This is a genomic window from Streptomyces sp. NPDC019396 (genome assembly GCF_040632375.1).
GTDB lineage: Bacteria > Actinomycetota > Actinomycetes > Streptomycetales > Streptomycetaceae > Streptomyces.
Genome location: NZ_JBEYBS010000007.1, coordinates 246,735 through 258,941, shown reverse-complemented (window position 1 = coordinate 258,941; position 12,207 = coordinate 246,735). Strand labels below are relative to the sequence as shown.

Annotated in this window: 9 protein-coding genes; 2 read left to right on the top strand and 7 right to left on the bottom strand. The window is 68.1% G+C overall.

The window, feature by feature from the left end; genetic code table 11:
• Positions 1-114 precede the first annotated feature (114 nt).
• Positions 115-732: a GNAT family N-acetyltransferase gene (locus ABZ532_RS11070; protein ID WP_361281049.1), complete on the top strand. Its 618-nt coding sequence runs from the start codon at positions 115-117 to the stop codon at positions 730-732.
• A gap of 77 nt (positions 733-809) precedes the next feature.
• On the opposite strand, the gene trxA is transcribed toward ABZ532_RS11070, so the two are convergent.
• The 7 genes from trxA to ABZ532_RS11035 all read right to left on the bottom strand — a co-directional run bounded on the left by trxA (position 810) and on the right by ABZ532_RS11035 (position 10,449).
• A complete protein-coding gene (gene trxA, locus ABZ532_RS11065; protein WP_361281048.1) occupies positions 810-1,151 on the bottom strand; it encodes a thioredoxin in 342 nt (113 codons plus the stop codon).
• A gap of 62 nt (positions 1,152-1,213) precedes the next feature.
• Positions 1,214-2,179: a thioredoxin-disulfide reductase gene (gene trxB / locus ABZ532_RS11060; protein ID WP_361281046.1), complete on the bottom strand. Its 966-nt coding sequence runs from the start codon at positions 2,177-2,179 to the stop codon at positions 1,214-1,216.
• A gap of 140 nt (positions 2,180-2,319) precedes the next feature.
• Entirely contained in the window at positions 2,320-2,760 is a 441-nt protein-coding gene (locus ABZ532_RS11055; protein WP_361281045.1) for a hypothetical protein, read from the bottom strand.
• A gap of 452 nt (positions 2,761-3,212) precedes the next feature.
• Positions 3,213-3,938 (bottom strand): RNA polymerase sigma factor SigM, encoded by a 726-nt coding sequence (gene sigM, locus ABZ532_RS11050; RefSeq protein ID WP_361281044.1) that lies wholly within the window; start codon positions 3,936-3,938, stop codon positions 3,213-3,215.
• 32 nt (positions 3,939-3,970) lie between these two features.
• Positions 3,971-5,698: a protein kinase family protein gene (locus tag ABZ532_RS11045; protein ID WP_361281043.1), complete on the bottom strand. Its 1,728-nt coding sequence runs from the start codon at positions 5,696-5,698 to the stop codon at positions 3,971-3,973.
• 130 nt (positions 5,699-5,828) lie between these two features.
• The gene (gene murJ, locus ABZ532_RS11040; RefSeq protein WP_361281041.1) at positions 5,829-8,042 is read right to left on the bottom strand and encodes a murein biosynthesis integral membrane protein MurJ; all 2,214 of its coding nucleotides are present in this window, start codon (positions 8,040-8,042) and stop codon (positions 5,829-5,831) included.
• 46 nt (positions 8,043-8,088) lie between these two features.
• Positions 8,089-10,449, bottom strand: a complete 2,361-nt coding sequence (locus tag ABZ532_RS11035; protein ID WP_361281039.1) for a DUF6049 family protein — start codon at positions 10,447-10,449, stop codon at positions 8,089-8,091.
• A gap of 220 nt (positions 10,450-10,669) precedes the next feature.
• Between ABZ532_RS11035 and ABZ532_RS11030 the strand changes: the two genes are divergently transcribed.
• Positions 10,670-12,136 (top strand): CCA tRNA nucleotidyltransferase, encoded by a 1,467-nt coding sequence (locus ABZ532_RS11030; protein ID WP_361281038.1) that lies wholly within the window; start codon positions 10,670-10,672, stop codon positions 12,134-12,136.
• The last annotated feature ends 71 nt before the right edge of the window (positions 12,137-12,207 follow it).

The following is a 12,207-nucleotide window of genomic DNA, read 5'->3' as shown; positions in this document are numbered from 1 at the left end:
AGCCGGCCTGGGCATTGGCGCGGTCGGCGGGTTCATCGGCAGCTTGCTCCGGGAACGGAGTGCGTTGTCCGCTGCCCTTGGCGCGGCGTTCGAAGGAAGTGAGGAGCAGCCTTCATGGGGCGTCGGCTCGTACCGCTCACCCTGGACAACCTTTCAGACCTCCCCAAGCGCTGCCGAGCGTGTGTCTTCTGGGAGCTTGATCCGGTCAGCGGAGAAGCGGCGGTAAAAGCGGGCAGACCCGAGCTGGAGAAGGAAGCCTGGATCTCCGCCGTTCTGCTGGAGTGGGGCTCCTGCGGGCGCGTGGTCTATGTGGACGAGGTACCAGTCGGTTTTGTGCTCTACGCTCCGCCCGCCTATGTCCCGCGGTCCACGGCTTTTCCCACGAGCCCTGTCTCACCGGACGCGGTGCAGCTGATGACTGCCTGGATCACCCCGGGATACCAGGGGCAGGGCCTTGGCCGGGTGATGGTGCAGACCGTCGCCAAGGATCTTCTGCGCCGGGGCTTCAAGGCGATCGAGGCGTTCGGGGACGCACGCTGGTCCGAGCCCGCTTGTATGCTTCCCGCCGATCATCTGCTGGCGGTCGGCTTCAAGACCGTTCGCCCGCACCCCGCGCATCCGCGGCTGCGGCTGGAGCTGCGCACCACGCTTTCCTGGAAGGAAGACGTGGAACTGGCATTGGACCGGCTGCTGGGAGCCGTCCAGAAGGAGCCGGCGCTGCGGCCGTTGTGAGTCCCTGCAAACATGGACGGCCCAGCCCCTCCCAGGGCTGGGCCGTCCATGTTTCACGTGAAACGAAGCGTGACGCCTCAGGCCGGGGAGACCTCGTCGCTGATGTAGGCGTCGAGCTCACGGAGAAGCATGGCCTTCGGCTTGGCGCCGACGATGGTCTGTGCGACCTCACCGTTCTGGTAGACGTTGAGCGTCGGGATCGACATCACGCCGTACTTGGCCGCCGTGGCCGGGTTCTCATCGATGTTGAGCTTGACGATCTCGAGCTTGTCACCGTGCTCGGCAGCGATGGCCTCCAGCGACGGGGCGATCTGGCGGCACGGACCGCACCACTCGGCCCAGAAGTCCACGAGCACAGGCTTCTCGCTCTTGAGGACTTCCTCATCGAAGTTGGCGTCGGTCACAGTCTTCAGGGCCACGATGGCCTCCTCATCTTGCGGGGTGGGGTGTGGAAGTGGGAAGTCGTTGAGGCAGCGGACGGTCAGACCGTCACCGCGGCCGCGGCCTTCTCCTCGTCCGCCAGGACGGCGAGGTAGCGCTCGGCGTCCAGGGCCGCGGAGCAGCCGGTGCCCGCTGCGGTGATCGCCTGGCGGTAGGTGTGGTCCACCACGTCGCCCGCCCCGAACACTCCGGTCAGGTTGGTGCGCGTGGAAGGCGCGTCGACCTTCAGGTAACCCTCCCCGTCCAGCTCCAGCTGCCCCTTGAAGAGCTCGGTGCGGGGGTCGTGGCCAACAGCGATGAACAGCCCGGTCACGGAAAGCTCGGAGGTCTCGCCGGTCTTGGTGTTGCGCAGGGTCAGGCTGGAGAGCTTCTGGTCGCCGTGGATCTCGGCGACCTCACTGTCCCAGGCGAATGAGATCTTCGGGTCGGCGAAGGCGCGCTCCTGCATCGCCTTGGAGGCACGCAGGCTGTCACGGCGGTGCACCACCGTCACGGACTTGGCGAAGCGCGACAGGAACGTGGCCTCCTCCATCGCGGTGTCGCCGCCGCCGACCACGGCGATGTCCTGGTCCTTGAAGAAGAATCCGTCGCAGGTGGCGCACCAGGAGACACCGCGTCCGGACAGTGCGTCCTCGTTGGGCAGCCCCAGCTTGCGGTGCTGCGAGCCCGTGGTGGCGATGACGGCCTTGGCGCGGTGGACGGTACCCGACGTGTCGGTGACGGTCTTGATGTCGCCGGTGAGGTCCACGGCGACGACGTCGTCCGGGATGAGTTCGGCACCGAAGCGCTCGGCCTGAGCCCGCATGTTGTCCATCAGCTCCGGCCCGATGATGCCGTCACGGAAGCCCGGGAAGTTCTCCACCTCCGTGGTGTTCATCAGTGCGCCACCGGCGGTGACAGAGCCTTCGAACACCAGCGGCTTCAGCGAGGCGCGCGCGGTGTACAGCGCCGCGGTGTAGCCGGCCGGCCCGGAGCCGATGATGATCACGTTACGGACGTCGCTCACGGGTAATTTCCTCGTCTCTGGGGACTGCCTACTGCCTGCGGGGAGCGCCTTCGACCACTCACCCCACCCAACGGATCCTAAGGGGCAGGCATTCCCGCGAGGTCCCAGGCGCGTCCACGGCCCGGAGCCGTCGGTGGCACTCAGGGACGGGGATAGGCGTGCGTCAGCAGGAGCTCACCTTTGCCCGAGGGTGCGGCCTCGACACAGGACGCGTCGACGACATAGGCCTGCACCTGTGTGTCGTCCCCGGGTTTCGGAAGCACCACGACGAAGGCCTTGGTGCCGTCGAACGTGCTCTGCTCCACGGCCAGCGGTGGCTCGCTGCGACCGGTGCCCCTCCGGATACAGGCAGGCACATCCATGCCTTCAGGGGTGCGCATGGGCTGCATGCGGGGCCCCGGCTTGGTGACGCCTGGCGAAGCCTCCTGTGCCGTGGCGCCGGAGGCGAGCAGTCGCTGAACGCGGGCCGCCAGGGTGCTCTCGGAGAGTCCACTGGCGGTGTCACTGGCACTGAGGCCGGTCTGGGTCTTCTCGGCGCTGTCGGTGCCGGTCCCGACGCTCCGGACAAGGAGAACGCTCATTCCTGCGGCCGCGAGGCCCAGAGCGGCACCGAGGACAGCGGTGCGGCGGCGACGCCGGACGGTTTGGCCCCGGCCTGGCCCCGTGGCCGCACGAGGCCGTCCCGCCGGACGATCTGCTGGAGCGGTCTCAGCCGACTGTGGGCGGTCCGCTGTTTCACGTGAAACTTCAGCGGGCTCGGGGGGCTCGGTGTGGGGCGTGCTGGCGCTGAGGAGTGCCTCAGCGGCCAGGGCGGCGTCGATACGCCCCGCGATGTCGTCCGGCATTCGCTGGGCTCCCGGAAGGGTGCCGAGAAGGCCACGGATCTCTTCGAGGGATTCGCGTACCTCCGAGCACAGGGAGCAGCCGTCGAGATGGCTTCTGACCTCGGCCTGGCGGGAAGGGGGCAGTAGACCTTCGGTGAGATCGGCGATCTCTGAGGCATCCGGGTGCTGACTCGTGCCGGTCGTCGAGGTCACGCGCGCCTACCTCCGTCCTTCACACCGGCAGGATCATTCGGCCCTGCGTCCTTCGGTCCCATCGCCGGTGGGACGGATGTCCCTGCCGTCCGGTTCCTTCCCCCGTTGCGGCCTTCGTTACCCCTGCTGTCACCAGCGGTTTGTCCTGAGTCGGCACGCAGATGGGTGAGCATCGGCAGGAGCCGCGCACGGCCGCGGGCACAGCGGCTTTTGACCGTCCCCGTGGGCACATCCAGCATCGCTGCGGCCTCTGCCACCGGGTAACCCTGCATATCGACCAGCACGAGCGCGGCACGCTGATCCACAGGGAGCCTGGACAGGGCCGCCACGAGCTCACGGTGAAGATCCTCACGCTCAGCGGGCGCTTCGGCGGACTCATGGGGCTCGAGCAGCTGCTCTAGACGCTCGGTGTCATCGACGGGGGAAGTCCTACGGGACGTGGCTTTCCGTACCCGGTCGAGACAGGCGTTGACCGTGATCCGGTGGAGCCAGGTCGTCACCGCGGACTGGCCGCGGAACGTATGAGCCGCTCTGAACGCGGAGACAAGCGCGTCCTGCACCGCGTCCGCGGCCTCCTCGCGGTCGCCCAGCGTGCGCAGGGCGACGGCCCAGAGCCGGTCGCGGTGCCGCCGTACGAGCTCACCGAAGGCGTCTGGATCGCCGGCGACATGACGCTTCAGGAGTTCCTGGTCGTCTGCGCTGCCGAGAGCGGTGTTGTCCAACGGTGAGCCCCCCTCCCTCTTCGTCCGGTGTATCAGCCCTTGATCTTCACATCCGTGATGCCTTGCTTGAATCCCTCATCACTGAAATCGTCCCCATCCGCATGGGGGACGGCGGTCATCCAGACCAGCACATACTGCGTGCGCACTGGCTGCTTCGACGTCAACTTCATGGACGTGCCACTGGACTTGGCCGTTGCGATCTTCTTCATGGAGTCGACGGACTGCGACGGTGTGAGCGAGTTCGCGGCGTAGAGCGTGATCTCCGTGTAGTCGCCGTCGTAGCGCAGCCCTATCGAGGCCGTGCTGACGTCCTTTGCGGAGCCGAGGTCGTAGACGATTCCCACGCCCTGCTTGACCTTGGGGTGGAACTTCGGGCCATCCCGGAAGCTGTTCGTGCGCCAGAAGGACGAACTGTCGTCGTCGAAGGTGTTGTCGACGCTGTCAGAGTCCTGAGGGGTGCCGTCCGGGGCGAATTCCCTGGCGTCCTTGATCTTCAGTTGTACGGGGGTCTTCGACTTGTCGTCCTGGCCGTCGTTGCTGGTCTGACTGCTCCCCGGGGGCTGGGGGGCCGACTTGTCGTGGTCGAGCAGCTTGTCGGCGATCTGCCAGCTGCCGAGCCCGAGCGCGGCGATGAGCAGGGCGGCGACGGTCCACTTGAGGGCCTTGCCGGTGCGACTCTCCAGTGGTGCGGGAGGCACGGGGGCCGGCTGCGCGGGGGCGGCCCCGGGACGGGCTCCCGGACGGCTGTAGGTGCCCTGCTGGTATGTCGTGCGCTGGTACTCAGGAAGCGGGGCGAAGACCGTCGCCGGGGGTCGGATGCGTGGCATCTCCCCCACCGCCTTGGCCAGCTCGTCCGGGGTCGCGCAGGGCTGCTCCTGCCGGGATGCCGTTGCTCCGTCGTTGACCAGTGCCCGCATTGCCAGCTCCGCGAGGCCGCGGTGGACGCCCGCGCGCACCTGGTCGGGGGGCATGATCCCGACGCCCTTGGGGAGGCCGGAGAGGCCGTAGGCGTCGGTCTCGTAGGGCCACCGCTGGGTAAGCGCCGCGTAGAGCAGGGCGCCGATGGCCTCGGTGTCGGTGCGCTGCGGTCGGGCCGCGCTGATGCCGCGCAGCGCCGCGTTCACCGCCAGACCGCGGATTCGGTACTGGCCGGTCGAGCTGCGCAGTACGGCATTCGGGGTGAGTCGCAGATGCGCGAGGCCCTCGCGATGGGCGGCGGCCATGGCCTGGGAGAGCTGGCTGACCATCTGATATGCGTCGTGCGCCTCCATGGGCCCGGCGTTCAGCAGTGCCGAGAGTTCGGTGGCGTCGGGCAGCCACTCATGCACGACGTACACGATGTCGCTGTCCTCGACGGCGTCGAGGACCTGCACGAAACGGGGGTCGCCGAGGAGCGCGGAGGACCGGGCGGCCGCGAGTACGGACCGGGCGCGCGGATGGTCGGCCGGAAGGATATGGACGCCGACCGCGCGGCGCAGTTTCTCGTCGACCGCACGCCAACTGCTGAATCCGTCCAGACGGGTGACGCATTCTTCGAGCCGGTAGCGATCGGCGAGCTTATGGCCGCTGTGCACCTCGGGCGTCTTGATGGAGGACAGCTCGCTCTTCTCGCGCTCGCTGCCCATGTCCTCGGCGCTCATCTCCGCCGTGTCGTCGGCTTGCGCCGCCCCGTCGGTCGTGGCCTTGCCCGCCTTGGCGGTCAGCGGGTCGTCACCGCTGTTGTCGGCCACGTCGACGGCAGCCGTGCTACGTTCCGCCACCGTCGTTCCCTGCCTCCCCATCCGTTGCGCCATATCCAACAGCCATGCCAATTGTGCCCACAGTCCGGCGCTATGCACGACACGCGGTGGTGGACGATAGTTGTGCGCGAGACTGCTGTTTGTGCGCCGTTCAGCGCCCGAGTCGACCGCGCACCATGCCGACCATGGCGTTGAGTTCCTCGATACGCATCTTCCTCGCTGCGACGAAGAAGATGCCGAGGAGGACCACACCACCGGCGATCAGTGCCACCAGCGACCCCAGGGCCCCTTCACCGAGCGTTCTCAGCAGCAGGAAGCCCACGGCACCGGCCGCGAGGGCCCCGGGCAGGGACGCCAGGCTGAGCCGTGCGTAGGTGCGAACCACGTGCGTCCCGTCCAGGTCGCCGCCCAGCCGGGTGCGCAGCCGGCGCCAGGCGACCCCGACCCCCACCGCGTAGGCAAGCCCGTACGAGGCCGCCATGCCCACCACGGCCCACTCGGCAGGGAGGAGCAGGTAGCAGACGGCTGAGGCCGCCGCGTTCACCGCGGCCACGATGACGGTGTTGTAGAAGGGCGTGCGGGTGTCCTCATAGGCGTAGAAACCCCGCAGCACCACGTACTGCACCGAGAACGGGATCAGGCCCAGGCCGAACGCCATGAGGATGAAGCCCATGGACCGTGCGGCCTCCTGACCGGCGGAGGCGTACAGCAGGGTGCACATCGGCACTCCCAGGGCCAGGAACGCGAACGCGACCGGCACGATCGCGACGGCGGAGTTACGCAGTCCCTGGGAGATGTCGTCGCGCACGGCACCGGAGTCCTCGTCGTGAGCGGCCCGCGAGATCCGGGGCAGCAGAGCCGCCATGACCGACACCGTGATGATGGCCTGCGGCATGCCCCAGATGAGCTGGGCGTTGGAGTACGCGAGGAAGCCGGCCCCGTCCTTCCCGGACGCCGCACCCGCCGCGGTGGAGAGCTGGGTGACCACGAGCACGCCGGCCTGGTTCGCCAGGACGAACAGCACGGTCCACTTGGCGAGCTTGACCGTCTTGCCGAGTCCCTTGCCCTTCCAGTCGAAGCGGGGCCGGAAGCGGAAACCCGTCTCGCGCAGGTAGGGAATCATCGCGAGGGCCTGGACGGTCAGACCCAGAAGTGTGCCGATGCCCAGGAGGCGCACTCCCTCCGGCGGGATGGTCTGCACGCTCATCTGCGTTTCCGCCGAGGTGCCGTAGACCCAGATGAAGAGCCCGAAGGTGGCGATCATGACGATGTTGTTGAGGACCGGGGTCCACATCATCGCGCCGAACTTGCCCCGGGCGTTAAGGATCTGACCCATCACCACATGCACGCCCATGAAGAAGATCGTGGGCAGGCAGTAGCGGGCGAAGGTGACCGCGACGCTGTTCGCCGGGGGGTCGCCCGCGATGGTGGGTGACATAGCGGCGATCAGCAGCGGCGCGCCGAACACCGCGATGACGACGATCACGCCGAGGGCGACCATGACCAGCGTCAGCAGCCGGTTGGCGTAGGCCTCGCCGCCGTCCTCGTCGTTCTTCATGGCGCGGACCAGCTGAGGCACGAAGACCGAGTTGAGACCGCCGCCGACGGTGAGGATGTAGATCATTGTCGGCAGGGTGTAGGCGACGGTGAACGCGTCACCGAGCAGAGCGGCACCGAGGGCGCCGGTGATCACGAGACTGCGTACGAACCCGGTGATGCGGGACACCAGAGTGCCCGCCGCCATCACCGCGCTGGACCTGAGCAGACCGGCCGCCCGGCCTCCGGCCTTCGTCGGTGCGGGAGCAGGGTCGGGCTTCGGCTCCGTCTGGACCTGGGTACGGGACGCGCTCTGCTGCTGGTCGCGGTAGAGGTGAGCGAACGCGTCCGGTTCCGTCTCGTCCTCGCCCGCGCCGGTCACGAGTTCGTCCACACCCGTGAACTGCACGGTGCGGGTGTCGTCCCCGTACGGCAGGTGACGCGACGGGCCGTCCGGCTCGGGTGGCGGGGTCTGCGCCCAGATCCGCGGATCGGGGGCGTGCTGCTGCACCGGAGGCTGCTGGTACAGCGGCTGGGGCTGAGGGTAGGAACCGGGCGGTGGCGGCGGGTGCGCCGCACGGTCGTACAGCGCCTCCGAAACCGGGTCCTGGGCGGAGAGGTCCTGGGACCGGTAGGGATCGTGTGCGTAGGTGTCCTGCACGTAGGGGTCGGGGGCGGGTTCGAGGGCAGGCTCGTGCGCCGGCTGGGGCACATGGCCCGCAGCCGGGGATTCCGCTGCCCGGGGATCGGGCGACGGATACCCGGTACCCGGGGTGGGCGCGGCGTTGCCCGTGCCCTCCCCGCGGTCACCGTCGTACGGCGCGTTCATTGGTTACCCCACCTCGTCGTCCCCGGCCGGCCGGCCGCGCCATCGCTCAATGCTCCACCTTCTCACCCGCGTCCGACGCGCCCCCGCTTTCCGGAAGGGTGTCCGGCGCAGGGTCACTCGGCTGCTGCCCGGCGCCGCCTTCCGCGGTGTCATCGGCTGCGGTGTCATCGCTCGCGGCGTCGCCGTCGGCCGTGTCGGAGTCAGCCTCGGTGGGCACCTCACGGGCGGCGGCGCGCTTGCGCTGGGTGTACATCCTTACCCCGGCGAGGACGAGCAGGAGCACGCCGCCGGCAATGACGAGCATCACGGTGGGGGTGACCTCGGAGACCTTGACCGTGAAGGTCATCGGGTCGCCATAGGGGATCCCCTCCTCGGTGTAGAGCTGGGCTGTCACCTGGACCGGGCCGTTGGCGTTGGCCGCGGCGGCGAACTTCACGGACTGGCTGTGCCCGCTCTCGATCTTGATCCGCTGTTCTGCCACATCACTGTGGTCATCGAGCTTCAGGCGGGTCGGGTTGGCGGACTTCAGCCTGAGGACCAGGTGGTCGACCCCCTGGAGCAGCTTGTTCTGCACTGTCACCGGGATCGTGGCACTGCGGCCCGAGAGCGTCACCGCGGACTTCTGGATCAGCCGGACCTCGGCCCTGAGGTTCTCCAGGAAGGTCTGCACCCCTCTGCGGTAATCGGCCGCCGCACTGGGCTTGCCCCGCCAGGACGTGGACATCTCACGGTCGAGCGCGTTGCCGAACGGGGTGACCACCCGGTCCTGCGCAGTGAGGATGACCTTGAAGTTGTTCAGGGTCTCCTGCGTGGTCCGGATGTCCTGGAAGGTCTGGACCGGCAGTTCCTGGGCGCGAAGCCGGCCGGGGTAGCTCTTGGCGGCCGGAACGTCGGTGGTCGCATCGGGATCCGGCTTCGCGGCCGCCGCCGCGATGAGGTCCACGGGCTGGGCCCAGCGCTGGTCGGACAGGGCACGCAGGGCGCTCGCCATCGTCTGCGCCTGGGACGCCGACGGCGTCCGCTGCGGCGCGACCACGATGCTGCGCTGTTTGCTGGGGGCCTGAAGGGTCAGGGACAGCGTCTGCGCGAGGAACTTCTGGACCGCGAGGGTGGAGCCGTCCGCAGTGGAGAGGTCCCCCTGGAAGGCCGTGGAGAGCCGCGCGTCCGCGACGACCGCCGTGGTTCCACCGCCGATGGGCCGTGCGGAGGACGGTGTGTACGACACCGAACCGGTCTCCCGGAAGCTGTCACTGCGGGCGATGATCTTGTCGGCGCCGGCTGATGTCGCGACATCGACGATCGACGGGTCGATCGCGCCCTCCACCGGCCAGGCGAAGTCTATGGACGGCTTCACATGGAGAATCGTCTCCACGGTGCTCTCGGCGACCGTGGTGGCCGGCTGGAGCTGGCTGAGGGACCCGGAGACGTCCTTGCCGCGATGGGCGAGGGAGGCCAGGTCGGGATCGCCGAACGGCAGCGCGACGACCTTGCTCCCCTGTACCGCGTTCTCCAGCGAGCTCAGCCACTTCTTGGCCACGACCTGGTTCCGGCCGGGAACCGTGGTGTCGGGCCCGGTCCTGACCTTGTAGTCGCCGGTCATGGCCTCGACCGTGGCGAGCAGATCGGGATCGATGACCCAGGTCACAGGAAGTTCGCTGCCCAGCGAGACGAGCTGCTCCAGCCTGCCGCCGGGGGCCAGCTCCTCCGCCAGGGTGTCGTCGCTGAAGATCGGGCTCTGCTGATCGTCCGTGTCGGTCTCCGCAGACAGACGCGTCGAGGAGATCAGCGGCCACAGGTAGGCGGCCTGGGTCTTCGTGTCCGCGGGCTCCGGCTGCCAGGGAAGCAAGGTCCGCTCGATCCCAAGGACCTGCTCGTACTGCTCACTGGAGGTCTGGCCCGAGACGGACACCCCGAGCTGGTACACACCGCTCTCGTCCTCGTCGAGGCCGAGCTTGCTGACCGGGACACTCAGGGAGAAGTCCTCACTGAGTCCGGCCGCCACGGTCGGGAGCTTGACGGCGTACGGGGCGCCCAGCTTGTCGCCGTCGCTTCCGGGGGAGTAGTCACCGCGCTTGGCCACGTCGTCGATGTCGGAGCGACCGTCCAGACGGGGCCCCATCAAGAGATCGACCTCGGTATCGGTGACCGCTTCCTTGCCCTTGTTGGAAACCGTGCCGGTCAGGGTGAGCGTGTCGCCCTCCACCGGAGCGGCCGGGGCCAGGGTGTCCAAGGACACATCGACGCTTGTTGATGCGGCGGCCTTCGGGGCGGCGTGCGCAGGCTGCGCCGCCGGTCCGCCGAGCAGAGCGGCCAGCAGTGGTGCTCCCGCGATGAGGGCGGCTGTACGCCGCAGCCACCGGGGGGCAGGAGAGGTACCCATCCCCTGGAATTCTGCCGCCTCGGCCACGCGCTCGTCCGTCCTTGTCGTCGTCGTTTGCTGCCGTTGGTGGGTGGTATCAGTGCCCTGACCGCACCGGCCGTATCCAGGCATGGTAACGAGGTGCGCCATGACGAAGTGCCGCGGACCGCTCCTCATGATCGGTTCCGTCCCCGGCCCGGGGACCTGTGCCGGCACAGAGGGGAAACAGGGAAGCCCCCGTCTGCGCGGGCACGTACCCTGTGCTGTTGTGCCGAACGCCAACGAAGACAACCAGACCGCACTGAGTCAGGCGCAGCATCGCGCGGTCAGTGAACTGCTGCGAGTGTCCCCTGTCGCCGATGAGCTTGCTCACCGCTTCCAGCAGGCGGGGTTCCGCCTTGCCCTGGTCGGCGGGTCGGTCCGGGACGCGCTGCTGGGGCGGCTCGGCAATGACCTCGACTTCACCACGGACGCCCGTCCTGAGGACGTGCTGAAGATCGTCCGGCCTTGGGCGGACTCGGTATGGGAGGTGGGGATCGCGTTCGGCACCGTGGGCTGCCAGAAGGACGCCCGTGTCGGGGACGCCGTCCAGCGCTTCCAGATCGAGGTCACTACCTATCGATCCGAGGCGTACGACCGGACCTCGCGCAAGCCCGAGGTGTCCTACGGCGACTCCATCGAGGAGGACCTCGTCCGCCGGGACTTCACGGTGAACGCGATGGCGCTCGCCCTCCCGGAGAAGGAGTTCATCGACCCCCACGGCGGTCGCCAGGATCTGGCTGCCCGGGTGCTGCGTACCCCCGGAACACCCGAGGAGTCGTTCTCCGACGACCCGCTGCGCATGCTGCGGGCCGCGCGTTTCGCCGCTCAGCTCGACTTCGAGGTGGCCCCCGAGGTCGTCGGCGCGATGAAGGACATGGCGGACCGGATCGAGATCGTCTCCGCCGAGCGCGTCCGTGACGAGCTCAACAAACTGATCCTTTCGCGGCACCCGCGAAAGGGCCTGGCGCAGCTCGTCGACACAGGTCTCGCCGAGCACTTCCTCCCCGAGCTGCCCGCGCTTCGGCTGGAGAGTGACGAGCACCACCGCCACAAGGATGTGTACGAGCACTCACTGACCGTGCTGGACCAGGCGATCGATCTGGAGAAGGACGGTCCGGATCTGGTGCTGCGCCTGTCCGCGCTGCTGCATGACATCGGCAAGCCCAGGACCCGGCGCTTCGAGTCGGATGGCCGGGTCTCCTTCCATCACCACGAGGTGGTGGGAGCCAAGATGGTCAAGAAGCGACTGACGGCGCTCAAGTACTCCAACGACATGGTCAGGGACATCGCGCGGCTGGTGGAACTGCATCTGCGTTTCCATGGCTATGGCGACGGTGAATGGACCGACTCGGCGGTGCGGCGCTATGTACGGGACGCAGGACCCCTGCTGGAGCGCCTTCACAAGCTGACCCGCTCGGACTGCACGACCCGGAACAAGCGGAAGGCGAGCGCGCTCTCTCGCTCCTATGACGGGCTTGAGGAGCGCATCGCCGAGCTGAAGGAACAAGAAGAGCTGGACTCGATCCGTCCGGATCTGGATGGCAACCAGATCATGGAGATTCTCGGTGTCGGTCCGGGGCCGGTGGTCGGCAAGGCTTACAAGGCGCTGCTGGAGCTGCGTCTGGAGCACGGGCCGATGGAGCATGAGGCCGCCGTGGCCGCACTCAAGGAGTGGTGGGCGGCGCAGGGCTGACCCTGTCCGGAGCGCAGCCGTCATGTTTCACGTGAAACACCGCACTCGGGCATAGCCGGAAGGCTGTGTTT